The 22715-nt window shown below is 60.9% G+C and carries 24 protein-coding genes; 2 read left to right on the top strand and 22 right to left on the bottom strand.

All coding sequences use genetic code 11. The features are described 5' to 3' along the window. Positions 1-53: 53 nt before the first annotated feature. From NKG99_RS26025 to NKG99_RS25965, 13 genes are all read right to left on the bottom strand, one after another. On the bottom strand, positions 54-341 hold the full coding sequence (locus NKG99_RS26025) for a DUF2160 domain-containing protein (RefSeq protein ID WP_352871777.1): 288 nt from the start codon (positions 339-341) through the stop codon (positions 54-56). 67 nt (positions 342-408) lie between these two features. Next, positions 409-1332: a carbohydrate ABC transporter permease gene (locus tag NKG99_RS26020; RefSeq protein WP_352871775.1), complete on the bottom strand. Its 924-nt coding sequence runs from the start codon at positions 1330-1332 to the stop codon at positions 409-411. A gap of 1 nt (position 1333) precedes the next feature. Further along, entirely contained in the window at positions 1334-2200 is an 867-nt protein-coding gene (locus tag NKG99_RS26015) for a carbohydrate ABC transporter permease (protein ID WP_023759298.1), read from the bottom strand. Continuing rightward, on the bottom strand, positions 2201-3283 hold the full coding sequence (locus tag NKG99_RS26010; RefSeq protein ID WP_352871772.1) for an ABC transporter ATP-binding protein: 1083 nt from the start codon (positions 3281-3283) through the stop codon (positions 2201-2203). Between the two features lie 9 nt (positions 3284-3292). Then, positions 3293-4372, bottom strand: a complete 1080-nt coding sequence (locus NKG99_RS26005) for an ABC transporter ATP-binding protein (protein ID WP_352871770.1) — start codon at positions 4370-4372, stop codon at positions 3293-3295. A 42-nt stretch (positions 4373-4414) separates the two neighbouring features. Then, on the bottom strand, positions 4415-5941 hold the full coding sequence (gene glpD, locus NKG99_RS26000; protein WP_352871768.1) for a glycerol-3-phosphate dehydrogenase: 1527 nt from the start codon (positions 5939-5941) through the stop codon (positions 4415-4417). Positions 5942-6066: 125 nt separating this feature from the next. Next, positions 6067-6834: a DeoR/GlpR family DNA-binding transcription regulator gene (locus NKG99_RS25995; protein WP_352871767.1), complete on the bottom strand. Its 768-nt coding sequence runs from the start codon at positions 6832-6834 to the stop codon at positions 6067-6069. Positions 6835-6962: 128 nt separating this feature from the next. Further along, positions 6963-8375 carry a pyridoxal phosphate-dependent decarboxylase family protein gene (locus NKG99_RS25990; RefSeq protein ID WP_352871766.1) on the bottom strand — a complete coding sequence of 471 codons (1413 nt, stop codon included), beginning with the start codon at positions 8373-8375 and terminating at the stop codon, positions 6963-6965. A 100-nt stretch (positions 8376-8475) separates the two neighbouring features. After that, on the bottom strand, positions 8476-9207 hold the full coding sequence (locus tag NKG99_RS25985; protein ID WP_352871764.1) for a proteasome-type protease: 732 nt from the start codon (positions 9205-9207) through the stop codon (positions 8476-8478). Positions 9208-9239: 32 nt separating this feature from the next. After that, positions 9240-10034, bottom strand: coding sequence for a transglutaminase family protein (locus tag NKG99_RS25980; RefSeq protein ID WP_352871762.1), 795 nt, complete (start codon positions 10032-10034; stop codon positions 9240-9242). Positions 10035-10086: 52 nt separating this feature from the next. After that, entirely contained in the window at positions 10087-11028 is a 942-nt protein-coding gene (locus NKG99_RS25975) for an alpha-E domain-containing protein (RefSeq protein ID WP_352871761.1), read from the bottom strand. Between the two features lie 174 nt (positions 11029-11202). Beyond that, positions 11203-12615 carry a circularly permuted type 2 ATP-grasp protein gene (locus NKG99_RS25970; RefSeq protein WP_352871759.1) on the bottom strand — a complete coding sequence of 471 codons (1413 nt, stop codon included), beginning with the start codon at positions 12613-12615 and terminating at the stop codon, positions 11203-11205. 170 nt (positions 12616-12785) lie between these two features. Beyond that, positions 12786-13022: an Lrp/AsnC family transcriptional regulator gene (locus NKG99_RS25965; protein WP_010909609.1), complete on the bottom strand. Its 237-nt coding sequence runs from the start codon at positions 13020-13022 to the stop codon at positions 12786-12788. A gap of 302 nt (positions 13023-13324) precedes the next feature. Between NKG99_RS25965 and NKG99_RS25960 the strand changes: the two genes are divergently transcribed. After that, positions 13325-13744: a DUF4864 domain-containing protein gene (locus NKG99_RS25960; RefSeq protein WP_352871756.1), complete on the top strand. Its 420-nt coding sequence runs from the start codon at positions 13325-13327 to the stop codon at positions 13742-13744. A gap of 472 nt (positions 13745-14216) precedes the next feature. On the opposite strand, the gene NKG99_RS25955 is transcribed toward NKG99_RS25960, so the two are convergent. The 8 genes from NKG99_RS25955 to coaD all read right to left on the bottom strand — a co-directional run bounded on the left by NKG99_RS25955 (position 14217) and on the right by coaD (position 19250). After that, the gene (locus NKG99_RS25955; RefSeq protein ID WP_352871755.1) at positions 14217-14522 is read right to left on the bottom strand and encodes a hypothetical protein; all 306 of its coding nucleotides are present in this window, start codon (positions 14520-14522) and stop codon (positions 14217-14219) included. A 138-nt stretch (positions 14523-14660) separates the two neighbouring features. Further along, positions 14661-15791: a tRNA guanosine(34) transglycosylase Tgt gene (gene tgt / locus NKG99_RS25950; protein ID WP_352871753.1), complete on the bottom strand. Its 1131-nt coding sequence runs from the start codon at positions 15789-15791 to the stop codon at positions 14661-14663. Next, positions 15784-16053, bottom strand: a complete 270-nt coding sequence (locus NKG99_RS25945; RefSeq protein ID WP_352871751.1) for a hypothetical protein — start codon at positions 16051-16053, stop codon at positions 15784-15786. Before NKG99_RS25945 ends, tgt begins: the two co-directional genes overlap by 8 nt. Further along, positions 16046-17131, bottom strand: coding sequence for a tRNA preQ1(34) S-adenosylmethionine ribosyltransferase-isomerase QueA (gene queA / locus NKG99_RS25940; protein WP_352871749.1), 1086 nt, complete (start codon positions 17129-17131; stop codon positions 16046-16048). The genes NKG99_RS25945 and queA overlap by 8 nt, the downstream gene beginning before the upstream one ends. Continuing rightward, positions 17131-17580 (bottom strand): DMT family transporter, encoded by a 450-nt coding sequence (locus NKG99_RS25935; RefSeq protein WP_352871748.1) that lies wholly within the window; start codon positions 17578-17580, stop codon positions 17131-17133. Before NKG99_RS25935 ends, queA begins: the two co-directional genes overlap by 1 nt. A gap of 12 nt (positions 17581-17592) precedes the next feature. Continuing rightward, positions 17593-18105 (bottom strand): peptidylprolyl isomerase, encoded by a 513-nt coding sequence (locus NKG99_RS25930; RefSeq protein WP_109669164.1) that lies wholly within the window; start codon positions 18103-18105, stop codon positions 17593-17595. Positions 18106-18145: 40 nt separating this feature from the next. After that, the gene (locus NKG99_RS25925) at positions 18146-18640 is read right to left on the bottom strand and encodes a peptidylprolyl isomerase (protein WP_352969084.1); all 495 of its coding nucleotides are present in this window, start codon (positions 18638-18640) and stop codon (positions 18146-18148) included. 109 nt (positions 18641-18749) lie between these two features. Then, the gene (coaD, locus tag NKG99_RS25920; protein WP_352871745.1) at positions 18750-19250 is read right to left on the bottom strand and encodes a pantetheine-phosphate adenylyltransferase; all 501 of its coding nucleotides are present in this window, start codon (positions 19248-19250) and stop codon (positions 18750-18752) included. Between the two features lie 298 nt (positions 19251-19548). Here coaD and NKG99_RS25915 point away from each other — a divergent pair, with 298 nt between their 5' ends. Further along, positions 19549-19701: a hypothetical protein gene (locus tag NKG99_RS25915; RefSeq protein ID WP_352871743.1), complete on the top strand. Its 153-nt coding sequence runs from the start codon at positions 19549-19551 to the stop codon at positions 19699-19701. Between the two features lie 68 nt (positions 19702-19769). On the opposite strand, the gene gyrA is transcribed toward NKG99_RS25915, so the two are convergent. Then, positions 19770-22574 carry a DNA gyrase subunit A gene (gyrA, locus tag NKG99_RS25910; RefSeq protein ID WP_352871741.1) on the bottom strand — a complete coding sequence of 935 codons (2805 nt, stop codon included), beginning with the start codon at positions 22572-22574 and terminating at the stop codon, positions 19770-19772. Between the last annotated feature and the right edge of the window lie 141 nt (positions 22575-22715).

Genomic DNA, 22715 nt, shown 5'->3' with positions numbered 1-22715 from the left:
AAGCGCGATCTGGAGCGGCCGCCGGCACGCGGTCGCTCCAACAGTTTCCCCCTCTATACGTAGCGGAACACGCCAACGGCGTAGACCACGGAGAGAGCGAGAGCCCACCACAGGTTGGATCCAACAAAACCCAACCAAGCGAGATGGATAAAGGCGCTGCCGAGCAGCGACAGGAAGAGACGGTCGCCACGCGTCGTCTCGAAGCGAAGGACGCCGACGCGCGGATTGCCGCCCGGCGAGGCATATTCCCACGCCGCCATGCCGCACAGCAGCAAAAGAATGGTTCCGAAGAAGGCCGCGGTCGGCCAGGTCCATGCCATCCAGGTGAGGTCGAAATTCATGACCAGACCCTCCCCGGGGCGAAACTCTTGGCGATGGTGTTGCGCGCGAACTCTTGCGTTCGTTTCATCAAACCCTCCCCAGGGCGAAACCCTTGGCGATGTAGTTGCGCACAAACCAGATGACCAGCGCGCCGGGGATCAGCGTCAGCACACCAGCGGCGGCGAGCAAGCCCCAGTCCATGCCGGCGGCCGAAACCGTACGGGTCATGGTGGCGGCGATCGGCTTGGCGTCGGTTGTGGTCAGCGTGCGGGCGATCAGCAGTTCCACCCATGAGAACATGAAGCAGAAGAAGCAGGCGACGCCGATGCCGCTCGCGATCAGCGGCATGAAGATCCTGACGAAGAAGCGCGGGAACGAATAGCCGTCAATATAGGCGGTCTCGTCGATTTCCTTCGGCACGCCTGACATGAAGCCTTCGAGGATCCACACCGCCAATGGCACGTTGAACAGGCAATGCGCCAGCGCGACGGCGATGTGGGTGTCGATCAGGCCGAAGGCCGAGTAGAGTTGGAAGAACGGCAGCGCAAACACCGCCGGCGGCGCCATGCGATTGGTCAGCAGCCAGAAAAACAGGTGCTTGTCACCGAGGAAGCGGTAGCGCGAGAACGCATAGGCCGCAGGCAGCGCCGCGGCCACCGAGATCACCATGTTCATCACCACATAGGTGATGGAGTTGACGTAGCCCGAGTACCAGGATGCATCGGTGAAGATGGTGACGTAATTGGCGATCGTCGGTGCATGCGGATAGAGCGTCAGTGAAGAGACGATCTCGGCATTGGTCTTGAAGCTCATATTGATGAGCCAGTAGATCGGCAGCAAAAGCACGATGATGTAGACCGTCGGCACGATCCACCACCAGCGCGATTCCTCGCCGCGGCGGCGCATCAGCCGCGCGATCTGGTCCTGCGACATCGCACTGGCGAGCCCTTCCGAAGCCGTCGTTTCGCTCACTCTGTCCTGCCTCGTCGTTCTTTCGTTGGCGCCGCTCATCTCAGCGCTCCGCGTCGTAGTTGGTCATCACGGTGTAAAACACCCATGACAGCAGAAGGACGATGAGGAAGTAGACCAGCGACATGGCCGCGGCCGGCCCGAGGTCGAACTGGCCGAGCGCCGTCTTGACGAGGTCGATCGACAGGAACGTCGTCGAGTTGCCGGGACCGCCGCCCGTCACCACGAAGGGTTCGGTGTAGATCATGAAGCTGTCCATGAAGCGCAGCAGCACGGCGATCAGCAGCACCCGGTTCATCTTCGGCAGCTGGATGTAGCGGAACACCGCCCAGCGCGAGGCACCGTCGATCTTGGCCGCCTGATAGAAGGCATCCGGAATGGAGACCAGGCCGGCATAGCAGAGCAGCACGACGAGGCTGGTCCAATGCCAAACATCCATGATGATGACGGTGACCCAGGCGTCGAACGAATCCTGCACGTAGTTGTAGTCGATGCCGAGCGCATTGACGTAATAGCCGAGCAGGCCGATGTCGTTGCGCCCAAAAACCTGCCAGATGGTGCCGACGACGTTCCACGGGATCAGCAGCGGCAGCGCCATCAGCACCAGGCAGACTGGCACACCCCAGCCCTTTTTCGGCATGTTGAGCGCGATGAAGATGCCGAGCGGCACTTCGATGGCAAGGATAATAAAGGAGAAGATCAGGTTGCGGACCATCGCCTCCCAGAAGCGGCTGGAAGAGAGCAGCTCCTCGAACCACTCGGTGCCGGCCCAGAAGAAGACGTTGTTGCCGAAAGTGTCCTGCACCGAATAGTTGACGACCGTCATCAGCGGGATGACCGCCGAGAACGCCACCAGCACCAGCACCGGCAGCACCAGGAACCAGGCTTTGTTGTTCCAGGTCTTTTCCATCTATGCCCCCATCTCGACGCGCGCCATCTCAACCAGCCAGGAATCGGCATAGATGTTGATGCCGGCCGGGTCGAACCGCACTTTTGGTTCAGCGGGGACGGTTTCGTCCTCGCCAATCACGGCAGCGATCTCGCGGCCTTCAAGCTTCGCGCGCACCACCTTGTGGCGGCCGAGATCCTCGATCTTGCTGACTTGTACGGCCATGCCGTCGCGGCCGAGCCGGACATATTCGGGACGTATGCCAAGCTCTATGGCGCCACTGGCTGCCTTGGGTGCGCCCGGCAGTTCGATCCGCTGCGCCCCAAGCTTCGCCGTCTTGCCGTCGATCGCCACCGGCATGACGTTCATGCCGGGCGAGCCGATGAAATAACCGACAAACGTATGGCGCGGTCGTTCGAATAGTTCCGCCGGCGTGCCGATCTGCACGATGCCGCCATCATACATCACCACGACCTGGTCGGCGAAGGTCAGCGCCTCGGTCTGGTCGTGCGTGACGTAGACCATGGTGTAGCCAAAGCGGCGGTGCAGCTGCTTCAATTGCGAGCGCAGCACCCACTTCATATGCGGATCGATGACGGTCAGCGGCTCGTCGAACAGAATGGCGTTGACATCCGAGCGCACCAGTCCGCGGCCGAGCGAGATCTTCTGCTTCTGGTCGGCGGTCAGTCCCCTCGCCTTCTTCTTCGCCCACGACGCCAGGTCGATCATCTCCAGCGTTTCGCGCACCTTGCGGTCGACATCGGCTTCCGGCACGCCACGATTGCGCAGCGGGAAGGCCAGATTGTCGTAGACGGTCATGGTGTCGTAGATGACCGGGAACTGGAACACCTGCGCGATGTTGCGCTCCTGCGTCGACAGTTTGGTCACGTCCTTGCCGTTGAACAGCAACTGGCCATGCGAGGGATGAAGCAATCCCGAAATGATGTTGAGCAGCGTGGTCTTGCCGCAACCCGAGGGCCCGAGCAGCGCATAGGCGCCGCCATCCTCGAAGATGTGATGCACTTCCTTGAGCGCAAAATCGGCATCCGTCCGCGGGTTCGGCAGGTAGGAGTGGCGGATGTGATTGACGTCGATGCGCGCCATATCGCTCTCCTATGCCGCCAGCTTCGGTGCGCTTACGGCGCGGCCTTGCCCGTCGAAGACCATAATGTGACGCGGGTCGATAAACACGTCGATCGCGGCGTCAGTCTCGAAATCGAGGATACCGTGGGTCAGCATGACCCAGCGCGCATCGGCGAAGTCGAGATGGATGAAGCTCTCCGACCCGGTGATCTCGGTGATGGTGACCTTCGCCCGTACCGGCACGGCCAAGGCATTGGGCCGTTCGAGCGAAAGATGGTGCGGCTGGAAGCCGACCGTATAGTTCGCATCGGCAATGCCGACGAGTTCGGCCGGCACCGGCAGCTTGACGCCGCCTTCGAGTAAAAAGTCCGGACCCTTCTTGGCCAGCACGATGGTGTTGAGCGGCGGGTCGGCGAAAGTCCTGGCCGTCACCAGATCGACCGGCTTGCGGAACACGTCGATTGTCGGGCCGAACTGGGTGATGCGTCCTTCGGAAAGTGTCGCCGTATTGCCGCCGAGCAGCAGCGCTTCGTGCGGCTCGGTCGTGGCATAGACGAAGATGGTGCCGGTGGCGGCAAAAATCCTCGGCAGTTCGGCGCGCAGTTCCTCGCGCAATTTGTAGTCGAGATTGGCAAGCGGCTCGTCGAGCAGCACCAGGCTGGCGTTCTTGACGATGGCACGCGCCAGTGCGGTGCGCTGCTGCTGGCCGCCGGACAGGCTCAGCGGCGTGCGGTCGAGATAGGGTGTCAGCTTGAGAAGTGCGGCGGCATTGCGCACTTCCTTGTCGATCTTCGCCTGATCGGTGCCGGCCACCCTGAGCGGCGAGGCGATGTTCTCGTAGACGGTCATCGCCGGATAGTTGATGAACTGCTGGTAGACCATGGCGATCTTGCGCTTCTGCACCGGCACGCCGGTGACATTCTGGCCGTCGAACCAGATCGAACCGGAGGTCGGCACATCGAGGCCGGCCATCAGCCGCATCAGGCTGGTCTTGCCGGAGAGCGTGGGTCCAAGCAGGACGTTGAGCGAGCCATGCTTGAGCGTCAGCGACACGTCGCGGATATGCTCGACCGCACCAATCGTCTTGGTGACGTTTCTCAGTTCCAGCATGACGCCTCCTCCCAGGCCTTCCACATCAGTTCAAAACCCTCTTCATTCGGCGGCCGCGACATGTCGCCGGCTTATGCCGTGCATGAATTCATCGAGCGCCGCCACCTGCTCGCGGCTGAGATGCAGACCGCGCTTGGTCCGCCGCCACAATACATCTTCGGCGGTGACAGCCCATTCGTTTTGAACGAGATAGCGCACCTCGGCCTCAAAAAGATCGGCGCCGAAGTTGCGGCCCAGATCAGCATTCGATTTGGCCAGCCCCAGCAGCATCCTTGCGCGGGTGCCGTAGAGCCTTGTCAGCCGGCGAGCCAGGCGCGCGTCAAGAAACGGATAGGCGGTTTTTAGTTTCGCCACTTCGGCATCGAAACCGGTGGCCGGGAAATCGCCGCCCGGCAGCGGCGCGTTTGCCGTCCATGGCTTGCCGCGCTTGCCGAGAAAACCCTCGATCTTTTCCAGCATCGATTCCGACAGCCGGCGATAGGTGGTGATCTTGCCGCCGAAAGCATTGACGATCGGAGCTGCGCCCTCGCCGCCATCGGCCTTGAGCACATAGTCGCGTGTCGCTTCCTGCGCCTTGGAAGCACCGTCATCATAGAGCGGACGAACGGCCGAATAGGTCCAGACGATGTCCGAGCGCTTGACTGGTTGCGCGAAATATTCGCTTGCCGCGGCGCAGAGGTAATCGATCTCGGTGTCGCTGATCTTCACGTCATGCGGATCGCCGGGGTAATCCTGGTCCGTGGTGCCGATCAGGGTGAACTCTTCCTCGTAGGGAATGGCGAAGATGATGCGGCCATCCCGGTTCTGGAAGAAATAGGCGCGCGGATCGTCGAACTTCTTGGCAATGACGATGTGGCTGCCCTGCACGAGGCGGACATTGTGCACATCGTTGAGGCCGACGACGCCGGAAAGCACATGATCGACCCAGGGCCCGGCGGCATTGACCAGCAGTCGCGCCTTGATCTCTTCGGTCTTGCCGGTCTGCAGGTCCTCGATCCGGATCGTCCACAACCCGTTTTCGCGTCGCGCGCCGATCACTTTCGTTCGGGTGCGGACCGTCGCGCCGCGATCGGCGGCATCACGCGCGTTCAGCGCCACCAGCCGCGCATCGTTGACCCAGCCGTCCGAATATTCGAAAGCCTTCTTGAACAATGGCTTCAAAGGCTTGCCGGCCGGGTCCTTGGCCATGTCCAGCGTCCTGGTTGCCGGCAGCAATTTGCGCCCGCCAATATGGTCGTAGAGAAAAAGACCGAGCCTGATCAGCCAGGCCGGGCGCAGGCCCTTGGCATAGGGCAGCACGAAGCGCATCGGCCAGATGATATGCGGCGCGTTCTTCCACAGAACCTCGCGTTCCATCAGCGCCTCGCGCACCAGGCGGAATTCGTAGAATTCGAGGTAGCGCAGGCCGCCATGGATCAATTTGGTCGAGCCCGAGGAGGTTCCGCTGGCGAGGTCGTTCATCTCGGCGAGGAAGACGGAAAAGCCACGCCCGACAGCATCGCGGGCAATGCCGCAGCCATTGATGCCGCCGCCTATGACGAAAATGTCATGGATCGGAGATGCTTCCACAAATTCCTCCAGCGATTTCGCATTGCACCATTTTTGGCCTTTACGAAACCGTGTCGGAATTATTTCGAAATCATAACGAATGTCAAACGAAATATCACGAGCGTGTGGTGCCAAGCTGAAACCGCCTAGGAGAGCGACGTCTCGATCAGTTGAACCTCGGCCTCCTGGCAGATTTTGCGCACCGACGGGATGTCGCAACGGTCGGTGATGAAGGTGTTGACCTGCGACAGGTGGCCGATGCGCACCGGTGCGGTTCGCTCGAATTTGGTCTGATCGGAAACCAGGATGACATGCCTTGCATTGGCGATGATCGCCTGCGCCACTTTGACCTCGCGGAAATCGAAGTCCAGCAAGGCGCCGTCATGGTCGATCGCCGAGGCGCCGATCACCGCATAGTCGACCTTGAATTGCCTGATGAAGTCGACCGCCGCTTCACCGACGACGCCGCCATCGGAGCCGCGCACAACGCCACCCGCAATCACAACCTCGATCGACGGATATATCCGCATCCTATTGGCAACATTGATGTTATTGGTGATGACCATGAGGCCGCTGTGATCGAGCAGCGCCTTGCTGACCGACTCTGTCGTGGTGCCGATGTTGATGAACAGCGAGGCGTTGTCGGGGATCAGCCTGGCGGCCGCCCGGCCGATCGCCTCCTTCTCGTCGGCGGCGATCTTGCGCCTGGCCTCGTACTCCATGTTCTCGATGCCGGACGGGAACAACGCGCCGCCATGGATGCGCGAAAGCAGCCTCTGGTCGCACAGGTCGTTGAGATCCTTGCGTATGGTCTGCGGCGTCACGTTGAAATGTGTGGCCAGATCCTCGACCAGCACCCGACCATGATCCTTGGCCATCTGGATAATTTCGGCATGGCGTGGCGACAGATACATAGGACAACCTCCCGTTTTCGTTTTTCTTGTCTATAGTCGAAAACGAAACCAATGAAAAGGCGTAAGCCGGCTAATGAAATGCATATGATTGCAAAGGCAAACGCCAACGCAATCCCGACTGGACCTGATCAGGCCACACCGCGCGCTATTTCCATGATGACGGTGAAAGCCATATCGATATCGGCGGCGGTCGCTTCGAACTGGCCGACCTGGAAACGGATTGCGACCTGCCCATCGACCCTCGTCTGCGTCAGGTAGATGCGGCCATCATCGTTGATCGCATTGACCAGCCGCAGATTGTGCTCGTCCGCCTCCGCGTCGGTTATTGCCTTGTGCCGGAACGAGAACAGGGACAGCATCGGTTCGCTGACGATCTCGAAATCCGGCTCCCTTGCCAGCCGCGCGGCAAGCCTTTCGCTCCAGGCGACATGATTGCGGATCATTGCGCGCAGGTTTTCCAGCCCATGCGCGCGCAGCAGGAACCACAATTTCAGCGCGCGAAAGCGGCGGCCGAGCGGCACCGACCATTCGGAATAGTTGATGATGCCGTCGCGGCCATGCGTCTTCAGGAATTCAGGCTTGATCGCCAGGGTGCGAACAAGATCCTCCGGCCGGCGGATGAACTGCATCGAGCAGTCGAACTGCGCGCCCAGCCATTTGTGCGGGTTGAAGACGATGGAATCCGCCCGCTCGACACCAGCCCAGAAACGCCGGTACTCCGGGCAGATCATCGCCGAGCCGGCCCAGGCAGCATCGACATGCAGATAAAGCCCGTGCCGCTGCGCCACCGCGGCGACGCCAAGGATATCATCCGTGCCGCCAGTGCTGGTGCCGCCGACGCAAGCGATGATGCCGGCCGGCTGCATACCGGCCTCGCGGTCGGCGACGATTGCCGCCTCGAGCGCTGCCGTGTCCATGGCGCGAAAACGGCCGCCGACAGGAATGCGCACGAGATTGTCCTCGCCGATGCCGGAAATCCAGATCGCCCGATCGATGGAGGTGTGCACCTGGTCGGAGGAATAGATGCGCAGCCGCGCCTGCCCGGCCAACCCTTGTTTGTTGCCTTGCCAGTCCAACGCCCGTTCACGCATGGTCAGCACCGCGGCCAGCGTCGCCGACGAGGCTGAATCCTGGATCACCCCGGAAAACCCTTCCGGCAGGCCGAGCGCCTGGCGCATCCAATCGACGGTGCGTGTTTCGAGCTCGGTTGCCGCAGGCGACGTCTGCCAAAGCATGCATTGCGCGGCCATCGCCGAAACCAGATATTCCGCCACCACCGAGACCGGCGCCGCATTGGCCGGGAAATAGGCGAAGAAGCGCGGATGCTGCCAATGCGTCATCCCCGGCAAAATCTTCTCTTCGAAGTCGGCGAAGATCTGGTCCATCGGTTCGGCGTCTTCGGGTGGTGACGCCCCTATGCTTCTAAAGATGTCGCCGGGCTCGACCAGTGGCCGCACTGGCTGCTCGCGCAGCGTGCTGCGGTAGTCGGCGCCCCAGTCGGCGGCGCGCCGCGACCATTGCCGGAACTCATCGTTGTTCATCCTGTCCTCCCGACATGATCCCTCGCCGCCATCCGTCGCGGCTGGCCTCTTATTATTTAACGCGTGAAATATATGCAACCGCCAGCGTATGCGGCACGCCTCAGCCAGGGAAATCCGGCAGGCTGGCAAAAGCCGTCTTCAGCGCATTCGACCAGCCGTCCGAGATCGTGCGGTAATACTGGTCGTCATGCGCGATCCGCTTCTTCAACCCGACCTTGAAAGCGTCCTTCTCCAGGAAGAGCAGGTCGAGCGGCAGGCCGACGGACAGGTTCGACTTCAACGTCGAATCGAACGATACCAGCAGCAGTTTCACCGTCTCGGCGAAGCTCATCGTCTTTTCATAGGCGCGGATGATGATCGGCTTGCCGTATTTGGTCTCGCCGATCTGGAAGAACGGCGTGTCATCGGTCGATTCGATGAAATTGCCTTCGGGATAGATCATGAACAGGCGCGGCTCGCTGCCCTTGATCTGGCCGCCGAGGATGAAGGAGGCATTGAAGTAGGAATCCGCCTTCTCGCCCGCGGGCGACGAACTGGCGATGACTTCCTTGACCGTGTCGCCGACCATCCGCACCGTCTGATACATCGACGGCGTTTCCAGAAGCGTGGCATGACGGTCGGCAATTGCCTTGGTGCGTTCGTCAAGCAGGCTGACCACGGCCTGCGTCGTCGCCAGGTTGCCGGCCGACATCAAAACGACGACGCGCTCGCCCGGCTGCTCCCAGACATGCATCTTGCGGAAGGTGGAAATCGAATCCATGCCGGCATTGGTGCGCGTGTCGGACATGAACACGAGCCCGCGATCGATCTTCAGGCCAACGCAATAAGTCATGGAATCTCTTCTGGCGGCAATCTTGCGAAGGATTACTGCTCCACCGTGACGGTGACCGCAAGCTCTTCTTCCGCCTGTCCCAGCCGAATTCCCGACACCGGCGTGGCGTCGCGGTAATCGCGGCCGGTTGCCACCTTCACATAGCGCTCGTCAGGCGAAATGCCATTGGCGGCATCGAAGGCAACCCAGCCGAGACCCGAAACATGCGCTTCGGCCCAGGCATGGCTTGCGGCCTGCTCGACCGTCGCGTCCAGCATCAGATAGCCGCTGACATAGCGGGCCGGAAAGCCCATGGCGCGCGCCGCGGCGGCAAAGATATGGGTGTGATCCTGGCAGACACCGGTCTTGAGCGCCAAGGCTTCCTCCGCAGGCGTCGTTGCATTGGTGGTGCCGGGCGTGTAGGCGACGCGCTCGCCGATGACGGCCATCAGCCGGTGCAGCCTTTCGATGTCGGTGCCCTTGCCGACAGATGAGGCGAGTTCGCGAACACCGCCGCCGATCGCCGTCAATGGCGTTTCATGGCTGTACAGCCAGAGCGGCGTAAAACCCTGGTGTGGCCCGGAAACGCCCGCGGTGTCGCGCGTCACCACTTCGCCCGATGCTTCCACCGTGATGAAGTCGCGCTCGCCCTCGACGCTCAACAGTCTGGTGTCGTTGCCGAAATGGTCGACAAAGCGAACCTCTTCGCGCGCGCCTTCGATGGTCAGAGCCCAGGACAGAACGGTCTGCGTCGATCCGCTGACCGGAAGCAGCCGCAGCCGCTGCAACAGATAGTGCACCGGCGCATCGTAGCGGTATTCCGTCCGGTGGGTGATCTTCAGCCGCATGCGCTATGTCCCGCTTGTGAGCATGATCTTGTCCCACTTTTCGGAGCCATGCTCAATTGAACCGGTAGTCCTGCGCGATCTCGTCACCGAGCTTGGTGTTGTCGCGAATGAAATTGGCCAGGAATTCATGCAGGCCGGCATCGAAAATATCCTTGATCGACCCGGCTCTCAGCATTGTCTGCGTCTTCTCGGCCGTTGCGTGGCAGGCATGGCGTTCGCCGTAATCGTCGCCGAGGAACTTCAGATGCTCCGACAGGAAGCGATAGCAGAAGGTCAGCGAACGCGGCATGCGGACATTGAGGATCAGATAGTCGGCAATGTTGGTCGGCTTGTAGTCGGCGTCGTAGACCCAGCGATAGGAGCGATGCGCCGACACCGAGCGCAGGATCGATTCCCACTGGTAGTTGTCGAGCGTCGAGCCGACCCAGGAGATCGACGGCAAGAGCACATAGTATTTCACGTCGAGGATGCGCGCCGTGTTGTCGGCGCGCTCGACATAGGTGCCGAGCTGCGAGAAATCGAAGATCTCGTTGCGCAGCATGGTGCCATAGAACGAGCCGCGGATCAGCGCCGTCTCGCGCTTGATAGCGTCGAGCACGCTGGGCAGGTCGCGCTCGTCGATCGGCCTTGCCAGCATCCGCTTCAGCGACATCCAGGCTTCGTTGATGCTCTCCCATGTCTCGCGCGTCAGCGCCGTGCGCACCATGCGGGCATTGTTGCGGGCCGTCTCGATCGCCGCCATCGTGCTCGACGGGTTCGACGTGTCGCGCAGCAGGAAGTCGGCAACATTCGCGGCGGTATAGTCAGAGTATTTCTGGCTGAAGGTGACGTCGGAGCCGGCGCTGAGCAGCACCGAATTCCACTCTTCCGACGCGCTCTGGGTGCGGGTCAGCGCCATGCGCAGACCGGCATCGACCAGCCGAGCCATATTCTCGGCCCGCTCTATGTAGCGGTTCATCCAGTAAAGCCCGTTGGCGGTGCGGCCTAGAAGCATGTCAGGCGAGCCGGTGAATGGTGAATGGTGAATGGTGAATAGTGGATCGACACAGGTAGAACCTCATATACGCCGTCCCCTTGCATCCAGGCATCTGACCATTGACCATTCTACCATTCACTATTCACTATTCACTATTCACTATTCACTATTCACTATTCACTATTCACTGCACTAATCATCCAGCACCCACGTATCCTTCGTCCCGCCGCCTTGCGAGGAATTGACGACCAGCGAGCCTTCCTTCAGCGCGACACGGGTCAGCCCGCCGGGGACGATCTGGATGCGGTCGGAGACCAGCACATAGGGTCTGAGGTCGACGTGGCGCGGCGCCAGCCCCTTTTCCGTCAGGATCGGACATGTCGACAGCGCCAACGTCGGCTGGGCGATATAATTCGAGGGCTTGGCCGCCAATTTCTTGGCGAAGGTCTCGCATTCCTTCTTGGTCGCCGCCGGCCCGACCAGCATGCCGTAGCCGCCGGAACCATGCACTTCCTTGATCACCAGCTCGTCGATGTGCTCGAGCACATATTTCAGGCTATCCGGCTCCGAGCAGCGCCAGGTCGGGATGTTGCCGAGGATTGCCTTGCGGCCGGTGTAGAACTCGATGATCTCGGGCATGTAGGAATAGATCGCCTTGTCGTCGGCGATGCCGGTGCCCGGCGCATTGGCGATGGTGATGTTGCCGGCACGGTACACATCCATGATGCCGGGTATGCCAAGTGTAGAGTCAGGCCGGAAGGTCAGCGGGTCGAGGAACGAATCGTCGACGCGGCGGTACAGCACATCGATCTGCTTGTAGCCTTCGGTCGTGCGCATCGCGACATGACCGTCGACGACCCGCAGATCCTGGCCTTCGACCAGCTGCACGCCCATCTGGTCGGCCAGGAAGGCGTGTTCGAAATAGGCGGAGTTGAAGCTGCCTGGCGTCAACACCGCAATCGTCGGCGCGCCCTTGGTGCTCTGCGGCCGCACTGCCGCCAGCGACTGGCGCAGAAGCTGCGGGTAGTTTTCCACCGGCCGCACCTTGATTTTCTGGAACAGCTCGGGGAACAGCTGCATCATCGTCTCGCGGTTCTCCAGCATGTAGGAGACGCCCGACGGCGTGCGCGCATTGTCCTCCAGCACGTAGAATTCGTCCTCTGAGATGCGGACGATGTCGACGCCGATAATGTGGGTGTAGACGCCGGCCGGCGGCCTGACCCCGATCATTTCCGGCAGGAATGCCTCGTTTTTGGCGATCAATTCCCTTGGAACGCGCCCGGCGCGCAGGATTTCCTGGCGGTGGTAGATGTCATCGAGGAAGGCGTTCAGCGCCTGCACGCGCTGCTCGATGCCTTGCGTGAGGCGCCGCCACTCATTGCCCGAAATGATGCGGGGAACGATATCGAACGGGATCAGCCGCTCGGAGGCTTCCTGCTCGCCATAGACGGCGAAAGTGATGCCGGTCTTGCGGAAGACGCGTTCGGCGTCCTGCATCTTCTCGGTAAGCCTGGCCGGATCCTGCTCTTTCAGCCAGCGATCATAAGCCGAATACGGTCTTCTCAATCCGGAGACTTCCGGAAGCATTTCATCGAACGCTGCCAATCGCATACTCCCCTGTGACGCCATTTCACTGGCGTCGCCGGAGAAAATCAAGCGCAATCGGTGATTTGCGAGATACGGGCGATCAGTATGTTGCACCTGCCTAAAATTGAGGCAGCCGAAATATAACAGTAATCAGGCTTTGCCTCGTGTCCGGGCAAGCGGGTTTCCAGCTAGAAAGCGCGGAACGTGACCACTGTGAACGTGTCCTTGATGCCGGGGAGAATCTGCACCTTCTCGTTGACGAAATGGCCGACATCTTCCTCGTCGTCGACATAGAATTTGGCGAGCAGATCGTAGTTGCCGGCGGTGGAGTAGATTTCCGAGGCGATCTCGGCATCGGCAAGCGCACTGGCAACCTCATAGGATTTGCCGAGTTCGCATTTGATCTGCACGAAAAACGCCTTCATGGCTTCGTCCCGCTAAACGTCCAAGTCCAAGCGGCCCTTCTGGCAGACTGGAGGCGGGCTTTCAAGCGCTGGAATTTGTGCTCAACCGGCCCGGCCTCGATCTACGCCGCATCATTGGCATGCAGCGCTGGAGGAGCTTGCCACGGAGCACCAACAGGCGCTCACCGTTGAAAGAGGCTTGAGCACCGCGGGGATGAATATTCCTCATTGCTGAAACCGTGAAGCACCGTCGCACGTATGTTAGGATATCTCCTGAACGGCTTTCTGGAGAGGCAGCTTTTCGAGGGCAACGGAGACAGGCCATGCGCCGCATGTTTCTCGCATTCGCGTTCGGTCCATTCATCCTGGTCTCGTCGGCGTTCGCCGGCGACGCCGAAATCAAGGCAGGGCAGTCTGTCATCGACGGCCAGTTAAAGGCCCTCATCGCCAATGACGGCGCCACCGCCTACAGCTTCGCCGCCCCGAATGTGAAACGGATTTTCCCGACCGTCGACGCATTCATGAACATGGTAACCAACGGTTACCCGCCGGTGCGCAAGCCGCGGACCTATTCCTTCGGCAAGGTCGAGGAGACGGCTCCGGGTTCGATCGTCCAGCAGGTGCTGATCGTCGGGCCAGATGGCAAGGACTACGAAGCTGTTTACACGTTGCAGCAACAGCCCGACGGCACGTTCCAGATCACCGGCTGCAGCCTGCGCGCCTCGAATTCGCTGAGCACCTGAGATCCAGATTCAGTTCTTTTTCATATTCTTAAAAATGACCCAAGAAGCAAACGCTCTTCTGTCCACAATAGGAGACAATCCAAAGGCAGCTATAACAATCTCGACACTTTGTATATCCGCAAGAACATCCGATCTGTAAAATTTCGTTAAAGGATTATAGTCAGCCTCGTGCCTCTTCCTCTGCATTTCCACAAATTTGTTTGCAAAATCCTCGATCGAGGCTGGAAATTTCGACATGGTTCTATTGTCTTCGCAGGCGCTTTTTGCTGTGCCATGCGCCAACGAGCGATAAACCTCTACCCAAGCATGCTTGCTTCGCGCTGAACCACTGCCACCTATCAAAAGATCCGCACATGTGCGAGCCAGGCAGTGAAACATTGCATAATACGTGCTACTGGCCGAACGTCGCAGATTAACCTGAGACGGCTTGCCTTTCCCGGCCGTAGCCAAGAGCTTCGCAGTGCTAAGGAGATCACTTGGCTTCAGCTATATTTCCCGCTTCTGATTTTGCGACATAGTAAAAAACTGGAAAGCTATCCTCACCAAGCTTGGACAAGCTATCACGGACGTGACGCGTTATCCCAATCGTCTCTTTCGCATCGATCTGATTCTTCTCATTATCAAATATGACGTAGACATAAATCACACGTTCCCCATCCGTGTTTGTTTCGGGGTTTACCACGACGTCGAGGATTTTGCCGCTGTGAATTCTATCTCTGACCACTTTTGAGATTGCAGTTTTTATTTTTTGATTGGCTGACATGGCGTAAACTTTCATTTGGATTCCTTAGAAGGTCATCCGTCGCCAAACTTAGATCGGCAAGGAGCTTACACGATTCAAGGGAGTTGTCGCCACCTCCATAGCTTTGGAGGCCGCTGGATGACCAGAGGACTGCCTTCCATAGCCAATGGAGTTTCAAAGGGCCGGAATATCGCCCCTCGCCCAGCCCTCGGTCATTTCCGCGCCGCGCGTCTCGAAGGAGCCGGCCCCAATAGCGGCACGGATGTCCTGCATAAGCCTTTGATAATACGATAGATTGTTCCAGGTCAGAAGCATGGCGCCGAGCGCCTCCTGCGAGCGCACGAGATGGTGCAGATAGGCGCGTGAATAGTCCCGCGCGGCCGGGCAGTCGCTTTCCTCGTCGAGCGGGCGCGGATCGTCGGCATGGCGGGCGTTGCGCAGATTGACCTTGCCGCGCCTGGTATAGGCAAGGCCATGCCGGCCGGCTCGCGTCGGCATCACGCAATCGAACATGTCGATGCCGCGCGCCACCGATTTCAGGATATCGTCGGGCGTGCCGACGCCCATGAGGTAGCGCGGCTTGTCATCAGGCAGTTCCGGACAGGTGATGTCGAGCATCTCGAGCATCACCGCTTGCGGCTCGCCGACGGCCAGGCCGCCGACGGCGTAGCCTTTCAGCTCCAGCGCGCTCAACGCCTGCGCCGACCGCACCCGCAGTGCCGCGTTGTCGCCACCTTGCACGATGCCGAACATCGCCTTGCCCGGCTGATCGCCGAACGCAGTCTTGCAGCGCTCGGCCCAGCGAAGCGACAGCTCCATGGCCCGCTCGATCTCCTTCATCCCGGCCGGCAGCGCCGTGCATTCGTCGAGCTGCATCTGGATGTCGGAATCGAGCAAGCCCTGGATCTCGATCGAGCGCTCCGGTGACATCTCATAGGCGGCGCCGTCGATATGCGAGCGGAAGGTGACGCCTTTTTCGGTCAGCTTTCTCAGCTTCGACAGCGACATCACCTGAAAACCGCCGCTGTCGGTCAAGATCGGATAAGGCCAGCGGGCGAACTCGTGCAAGCCGCCGAGCCGCGCCACGCGCTCGGCGCCGGGCCGCAGCATCAGATGGTAGGTGTTGCCCAGGATGATGTCGGCGCCGACGCCGCGCACCTGGTCCATGTACATGGTCTTGACGGTGCCGCCGGTGCCGACCGGCATGAAGGCCGGCGTGCGGATTGCACCGCGCGGCATGTCGATCACGCCGTGCCGCGCCTTGCCGTCAGTCGCCAGAACCTTGAAGCTGAACGGCTTAGCCATTGAATTCCTTGTCATGGACCGGGGCGTCCGGAGCCTGCTTGTCGAGCGACTGGCGGTAGTGGATGCAGCCACGCATGAATTTTGGCCAAGGCGGCACGGCGATCGCCGGTTCGGTCTTCTCCGGCAAGAGATCCCACAGATCGGGGTGATGCCAGCACAGATCGTGGCCGGTGGCATCGCGATGCGCACGAATACCGGCGCGAAGCTTTTTCACCTCGGCGATCAGCGCATCGCGGTCCAGGTTCTTGAGATCATCATCCATCGCTCGTCTCCGCTCGATAAAGCAGGCTTGAGTCGCCATAGGAATAGAATCTGTAGCGGTTCTCGATCGCATGCGCATAGGCCGCGCGCATCGTGTCGAGGCCGCTGAAGGCTGAAACCAGCATGAACAGCGTCGAGCGCGGCAGATGGAAATTGGTTATCAGCATGTCGGCGGTGCGAAAGCGATAGCCGGGCGTGATGAAGATGTCGGTTGGGCCGGACCAGGCAACCAGGGTGCCGTCCTCGCGCGCGGCACTTTCCAGCAGGCGCAGCGAGGTCGTGCCGACGGTGACGATGCGTCCGCCCCTCGCCTTCACCGCGTTCAACGCGTCCGCGGTTTCCGCGCTGACCGAACCGGTCTCGGCATGCATCTTGTGGTCGGTGGTGTCATCCGCCTTCACTGGCAGGAACGTACCGGCGCCGACATGCAAGGTGACGAAGCGGCGTTCGATGCCCTTGGCGTCAAGCGCTGCAAAAAGCTCCGGCGTGAAATGCAGGCCCGCTGTCGGTGCCGCGACGGCGCCTTCCTCGCGGGCATAGATGGTCTGGTAGTCGGCCCGGTCGCGTTCGTCGTCGTCGCGCTTCGAGGCGATATAGGGCGGCAGCGGAATGTGGCCGACCGCGTGCAGTGCCTCGTCGAGGAAAGGCCCTGACAGGTCGAAGCCAAGCAGCGCCTCACCGCCCTCGCCTTTCTCGATCACGGTTGCGTCAAGCTGGCCGAGGAAACACGAATTGCCGTCATGGCCGAAATGGATGCGATCGCCGGCGGCAATGCGCTTGCCCGGCCGCATGAAGGCCAGCCAGCGGCCCGGTGCCATGCGCATATGCAGCGTGGCCTCGACCTGCGCCTGTGCTTCGCCGCGCCGCCTGATGCCTTTGAGCTGCGCCGGAATGACCTTGGTGTCGTTGAACACCAGCACGTCGCCGGCCCTGAGCAAGGATGGCAGGTCGCCAACCGTGCGATCGTCGAGCCCCTCACCGGGCTTCACGACCAGCATCTTGGCGCTGTCGCGCGGCTCCGCCGGACGAAGCGCGATGCACTCCTCCGGCAAATCGAAATCAAAGAGGTCGACGCGCATCAGTAGAGCCGGACGAGCAGCGCTCCGGCCAGCAGCAGCACCGCGCCGGCAACGCGGCCGAGCGAGATTTCACGCACCGCGACGCCGAGGAAGCCGACGCGGTCGATGAGCATGCCGGCCAGCAACTGGCCGGCCACCAGAAACGCCATCAGCGCGGCGGCGCCGATGCGCGGCGTCAGGATCGTCGACAGCGTCACATAGAAGCCGCCGAGCATTCCGCCCGCGACGAACAGCCAGGGCGCCGGCGCTTTCCAGTCGAGCGAGATGCCCTGCAGCTTCACCACCGCGACGGAGATGACGCCGAGCACGATCGCGCCCGACAGGAACGAAAATGCCGCCGCCGCGACCGGAAGACCGAGATCGCGCGCCAATTGCGAATTGATTGGTGCCTGAATGGCAATGAAAGCGCCGGACAGGATGCCGAGAAGCGACCAGACGACGCCCATCATTGTCGTTTACCCTTACTTGACGTCGGCCGCGACCTTCAGCGACACGATCTTGTCGGGATCCTGCACCGGCTCGCCGCGCTTGATCTTGTCGACATTGTCCATGCCTTCGATGACCTGGCCCCAGACCGTGTACTGGCGGTTGAGGAAGGCGGCATCGTCGAAGCAGATGAAGAACTGTGAATTGGCCGAGTTCGGATTCTGCGAACGGGCCATCGAGCAGGTGCCGCGGCCATGGTTGGCGTTGGAGAATTCGGCCTTCAGGTCCGGCTTTTCCGAGCCACCCATGCCAGCCCGGGACGGCGCAAATGTGGGCTTGCTGGAATTGCCGAACTTGACGTCACCGGTCTGCGCCATGAAGCCCTCGATGACGCGGTGGAAAACCACGCCGTCATAGGCGCCTTCGCGGGCCAGTTCCTTGATGCGGGCGACATGGCCGGGCGCCAGGTCGGGGAAAAGTTCTATGACCACCTTGCCCTTGGTCGTTTCCATGATGAGCGCGTTCTCGCGGTCCTTGATTTCGGCCATGTCAGATATCCTTTTGAGAAAACAGAGTTATTTGACAACTTTACTTGTCTGCGGCGATGCGCACCTTGATCATCCGATCAGGATCGGTGACCGTGCCGTTGTCCGCCTGGTCGCCCTTCTTGATGTGATCCACCAACTCCATGCCGCTGACGACATTGCCGACGATGGTGTACTGGCCATCGAGCGGCGGCGCTGGCGCGAACATGATGAAGAACTGCGAATTGGCGGAGTTGGGGTCCTGCGAGCGGGCCATGCCGACCACGCCGCGCTTATAGCGTTCGGTCTGCGAGAATTCGGCCGGCAGGTCGGGCAGATCGGAACCGCCGGTGCCGACGGCCTCGGCGCTGAAACCCTTCTTCATGTTGCCGAACTTGACGTCGCCGGTCTGCGCCATGAAGCCGTCGATGACGCGGTGGAAGGCGACATTGTCATAGGCGCCCTGGCGCACCAGAGTCTTGATCTGGGCGACATGCTTGGGCGCGAGGTCGGGCCTCAGCGCAATGGTGACGTCGCCGTCCTTCAGCGTGATGATCATGGTGTTTTCCGGCTCGGCGGCAAAAGCCGAGACCGATGCGGTCACAAGACCGGCAAGCACGACGAGGAACGAGGCGAGCTTTTTCAGCTGCATGGTTTTCTCCGAGAACTTATTTTGCGAATTTGGCGGTGAGCGCACCGGCAACCGCCGCCGGCACGAAGGGGCGGATGTCGCCTCCCATCGAGGCAATCTGGCGGACAAGTGTGGCGGTAATGGTGCGCACGGAGGGGCTGGCGGGCAGAAAAACCGTCTGCAGTTCAGGCGCCATGGTCTCGTTCATGCCGGCCATCTGCATCTCGTAGTCGAGGTCGGTGCCGTCGCGCAGGCCGCGGATCATGATCGAGGCGCCTTGCTTCCTGGCCGCGTCGATGACCAGACCGTCGAAGGCGACGACCTTGATGCGGGCACCTTCACGCCCGAATTCCGCTTTCGTAGCGATCTCGATCAATTGCACCCGCTCCTCGAAGGAAAACAGCGGCTGTTTGCCTGGGTGGATGCCGATCGCCGCATAAACGATGTCGGCCACGGCCAGCGACGCCTTCAGCACGTCGAGATGGCCGTTGGTCAGCGGGTCGAAGGAGCCGGCATAGAGGGCGATGCGTTCAGTCATGGCAGGTGCTTCTAATGCATGATCCCAAAAAGTGGAAACCGGTTTTTGGAAAAGATCATGCTCAAATGAAAGCTAGAGCCTGTTCCATCTTCCGTCCATCAAGATGGAACAGGCTCTAGCGAGCCTCTCTCGCAAAGGCAAATCCGATCGGCGTGCCGGCCGTGAACCTTTTCCGGCGCATGAACGACAGATGAACACGCTAATCACGAAGCCTTCACGCAGCGTTCACTAGGTTGCAGCTTAATAAGATGAAACCAAAATCCCATCTATCCGTTGTTAGGCGCAGGAGAACACGCACATGCTGATCTACATGCTCGCCACCGCAATGACCGTCGCCATGCTGATCGCCACCGTATTTGGGCTGCATCAGGAGGCACAACGCATTCGCGCCAAGGCCAACACCAAGCGCTTCGAAGGCTTCGGCCCCCGCAAGCCCTATAGTCACTACTAAGTCAGTCTGAACTTGCCGCCGCGCCGGCTGATGGCCGGCGTTGCCATGTCAAAACCTGGATGCCGTGCTTACTCCGCACCCTCCGGACCGGCGTCAGCCGCCGGAGCGGCTTCAGCACCGCCCTCGATGGTCTCTTCGCTTTCTTCGTCCGATTGCGGTTCCGAGATCCGCTCGACCGAAACCACCTTTTCACCTTCAGCCGTGTTGAAGATGGTCACGCCCTTGGTGGCGCGGCTGGCGAAACGGATGCCGTTGACCGGCACCCGGATGACAGTGCCGCCATCCGACACCAGCATGATCTGGTCGTCATTGCCGACCGGGAACGTCGCCACCAGCCGGCCGATCTCGGCCACCTTCGACACGTCGGTGGCGCGGATGCCCTTGCCGCCGCGCCCGGTCAGGCGAAAATCGTAGGACGACGAGCGCTTGCCGTAGCCATATTCGGTCACCGTCAGCACGTACTGCTCATGTGCCTTGAGGAACTCGTAGCGTTCGTCGGAAAGCTCCGTCTCCTCGCCGACCTCTTCATTGGTCAGCGCGATCTCTTCCTCTTCGCCGGCAGCGATCCCGGCGGCAAGCCGCCGTTCGGCCGCCGCCCGCTTGAGATAGGCCGCGCGCTCGGCTGGCGGCGCATCGACATTCTCGATCACCGACATCGAGATGATGCGGTCGGTCTCGGCCATGGTTATGCCGCGCACGCCGACAGAATTGCGGCTCTGGAAGACGCGTACGTCGCCGACCGAGAAGCGGATGCACTGACCTGAACTGGCGGTCAGGAGCACGTCGTCATTGTCGGTGCAGGTCTCGACGCCGAGGATCTCGTCGCCCTCCTCCTCCAGCTTCATGGCGATCTTGCCGTTGCGGTTGACCTGGACGAAGTCGGACAGCTTGTTGCGGCGCACGGTGCCGCGCGTGGTGGCGAACATCACGTCGAGCTCGCCCCAGCTGGTCTCGTCCTCGGGCAGCGGCATGATGGTGGTGATGCGCTCGCCCTGCTCCAGCGGCAGCATGTTGATCAGCGCCTTGCCGCGCGACTGCGGATTGCCGATCGGCAGCCGCCAGACCTTTTCCTTGTAGACGATGCCGCGCGAGGAGAAGAACAGCACCGGCGTATGCGTGTTGGCCACGAACAGCCGGGTGACGAAATCCTCTTCCTTGGTCGACATGCCGGAGCGGCCCTTGCCGCCGCGGCGCTGCGCCCGGTAGAGCGACAGCGGCACGCGCTTGATGTAGCCGGAATGGCTCACCGTCACGACCATGTCCTCGCGCTGGATCAGGTCCTCGTCTTCCATGTCCGCCCCACCATCGGTGAGTTCGGTGCGGCGCGGCGTGCCGAACTCGTCGCGCACGGCGGCAAGCTCGTCCTTGACGATCTGCTGGACACGCGCACGGGAAGACAAAATGTCCAGATAATCAATGATTTCGGCGCCGATCGTGTTCAACTCTTCGGCGATTTCGTCGCGGCCGAGCGCGGTCAGGCGCTGCAGGCGCAGTTCGAGGATGGCGCGCGCCTGTTCCTCTGAAAGGTTGTAGGTGCCGTCCTCGTTGATGCGATGGCGTGGATCGTCGATCAACAGGATCAGCGATTCGACATCGCCGGATGGCCAGCGCCGCTCCATCAACTGCTCACGCGCCGTCTGCGGATCCGGCGCGGTGCGGATCAGCTTGATGATTTCGTCGATATTGGCGACGGCGATGGCGAGACCGACCAGCACATGGGCACGGTCGCGCGCCTTGCGCAGCAGGAATTTCGTCCGCCGGGTGATCACCTCCTCGCGGAAGGCGACGAACGCCTTCAGCATGTCGGTCAGGTTCATCACCTCCGGCTTGCCGCCGTTCAGCGCCACCATATTGGCGCCAAAGGAGGTCTGCAGCGGCGTGAAGCGGTAGAGCTGGTTGAGGATGACGTCGGCGACTGCGTCGCGCTTCAGCTCGATGACGACGCGGTAGCCCTGGCGGTCGCTCTCGTCGCGGATGTCGGAAATGCCCTCGATGCGCTTGTCGCGCACCAGTTCGGCCATCTTCTCGATCATCGAGGATTTGTTCACCTGGTAGGGAACTTCGGTGATGATGATCGACTCGCGGTCATTGCCGCGCTGTTCGATGTTGACCTTGCCGCGCATGACGATGGAGCCGCGGCCGGTCGAATAGGCGCTGTAGATGCCGGAACGGCCAAGCACGATGCCGCCGGTCGGGAAATCCGGCCCCGGAATGATCTCCATCAGCGCAGGCAGGTCGATCGCCGGATTGTCGATGATGGCGATCGCGCCATTGCAGATTTCGCCGAGATTGTGCGGCGGGATGTTGGTCGCCATGCCGACGGCGATGCCGCCCGAGCCATTGACCAGAAGATTGGGAAACCGTGCCGGGAGAACCTTCGGTTCGCTGCCCGAGGCATCATAAGTGTCCTGGAAGTCGACGGTATCCTTGTCGATATCCTCCAAAAGCTCGTGCGCGACCTTGGTCAGCCGCGCTTCCGTGTAGCGCATCGCCGCCGGCGGATCGCCGTCGATGGAGCCGAAATTGCCCTGTCCGTCGATCAGCGGCACGCGCAGCGACCAGTCCTGCGCCATGCGCACCAAGGCGTCGTAGATGGAAGCGTCGCCATGCGGATGGTATTTACCCATCACATCGGCGACCGGACGCGCCGATTTCACATATTTGCGGTTCCAGTGGTAGCCGCTCTCATGGGCGGCGAAGAGAATGCGGCGATGCACCGGCTTCAGGCCGTCGCGCACGTCGGGCAGCGCACGGCTGACGATCACGCTCATGGCGTAATCGAGATAGGAGCGCTGCATCTCCTCGACGATGGATATCGGCTCGATGCCGGTGGGGCCGCCGTCGGCGCCGCGCGGTGTCTTCTGGTCGGTCAAATCGGATCACAATCTAATCAGGAATCACTCGGTGCTTATATAGGAAGCAAGGCTGAAACTCCAACATGTCAGGCACTTTTCCAGTGTCATTTTTGATGGTAATTTCAAAAGGATACCACTGATTGCGACGATATGGCCAAG

It is taken from the genome of Mesorhizobium sp. M1409, from assembly GCF_040317535.1.
GTDB lineage: Bacteria > Pseudomonadota > Alphaproteobacteria > Rhizobiales > Rhizobiaceae > Mesorhizobium.
The sequence above is the reverse complement of the archived record's forward strand: the minus strand, read 5'-3'. Positions and strand labels throughout refer to the sequence as shown.

What these genes read in the sequence shown, in the direction of transcription:
- NKG99_RS26025 (WP_352871777.1), bottom strand. Translation starts at nt 341, where the DNA reads ATGAATTTCGACCTCACCTGGATGGCATGGACCTGGCCGACCGCGGCC.
- NKG99_RS26020 (WP_352871775.1), bottom strand. Translation starts at nt 1,332, where the DNA reads ATGAGCGGCGCCAACGAAAGAACGACGAGGCAGGACAGAGTGAGCGAA.
- NKG99_RS26015 (WP_023759298.1), bottom strand. Translation starts at nt 2,200, where the DNA reads ATGGAAAAGACCTGGAACAACAAAGCCTGGTTCCTGGTGCTGCCGGTG.
- NKG99_RS26010 (WP_352871772.1), bottom strand. Translation starts at nt 3,283, where the DNA reads ATGGCGCGCATCGACGTCAATCACATCCGCCACTCCTACCTGCCGAAC.
- NKG99_RS26005 (WP_352871770.1), bottom strand. Translation starts at nt 4,372, where the DNA reads ATGCTGGAACTGAGAAACGTCACCAAGACGATTGGTGCGGTCGAGCAT.
- NKG99_RS25995 (WP_352871767.1), bottom strand. Translation starts at nt 6,834, where the DNA reads ATGTATCTGTCGCCACGCCATGCCGAAATTATCCAGATGGCCAAGGAT.
- NKG99_RS25990 (WP_352871766.1), bottom strand. Translation starts at nt 8,375, where the DNA reads ATGAACAACGATGAGTTCCGGCAATGGTCGCGGCGCGCCGCCGACTGG.
- NKG99_RS25985 (WP_352871764.1), bottom strand. Translation starts at nt 9,207, where the DNA reads ATGACTTATTGCGTTGGCCTGAAGATCGATCGCGGGCTCGTGTTCATG.
- NKG99_RS25980 (WP_352871762.1), bottom strand. Translation starts at nt 10,034, where the DNA reads ATGCGGCTGAAGATCACCCACCGGACGGAATACCGCTACGATGCGCCG.
- NKG99_RS25975 (WP_352871761.1), bottom strand. Translation starts at nt 11,028, where the DNA reads ATGCTTCTAGGCCGCACCGCCAACGGGCTTTACTGGATGAACCGCTAC.
- NKG99_RS25965 (WP_010909609.1), bottom strand. Translation starts at nt 13,022, where the DNA reads ATGAAGGCGTTTTTCGTGCAGATCAAATGCGAACTCGGCAAATCCTAT.
- NKG99_RS25960 (WP_352871756.1), top strand. Translation starts at nt 13,325, where the DNA reads ATGCGCCGCATGTTTCTCGCATTCGCGTTCGGTCCATTCATCCTGGTC.
- NKG99_RS25955 (WP_352871755.1), bottom strand. Translation starts at nt 14,522, where the DNA reads ATGAAAGTTTACGCCATGTCAGCCAATCAAAAAATAAAAACTGCAATC.
- tgt (WP_352871753.1), bottom strand. Translation starts at nt 15,791, where the DNA reads ATGGCTAAGCCGTTCAGCTTCAAGGTTCTGGCGACTGACGGCAAGGCG.
- NKG99_RS25945 (WP_352871751.1), bottom strand. Translation starts at nt 16,053, where the DNA reads ATGGATGATGATCTCAAGAACCTGGACCGCGATGCGCTGATCGCCGAG.
- queA (WP_352871749.1), bottom strand. Translation starts at nt 17,131, where the DNA reads ATGCGCGTCGACCTCTTTGATTTCGATTTGCCGGAGGAGTGCATCGCG.
- NKG99_RS25935 (WP_352871748.1), bottom strand. Translation starts at nt 17,580, where the DNA reads ATGATGGGCGTCGTCTGGTCGCTTCTCGGCATCCTGTCCGGCGCTTTC.
- NKG99_RS25930 (WP_109669164.1), bottom strand. Translation starts at nt 18,105, where the DNA reads ATGGCCGAAATCAAGGACCGCGAGAACGCGCTCATCATGGAAACGACC.
- NKG99_RS25925 (WP_352969084.1), bottom strand. Translation starts at nt 18,640, where the DNA reads ATGATCATCACGCTGAAGGACGGCGACGTCACCATTGCGCTGAGGCCC.
- coaD (WP_352871745.1), bottom strand. Translation starts at nt 19,250, where the DNA reads ATGACTGAACGCATCGCCCTCTATGCCGGCTCCTTCGACCCGCTGACC.
- NKG99_RS25915 (WP_352871743.1), top strand. Translation starts at nt 19,549, where the DNA reads ATGCTGATCTACATGCTCGCCACCGCAATGACCGTCGCCATGCTGATC.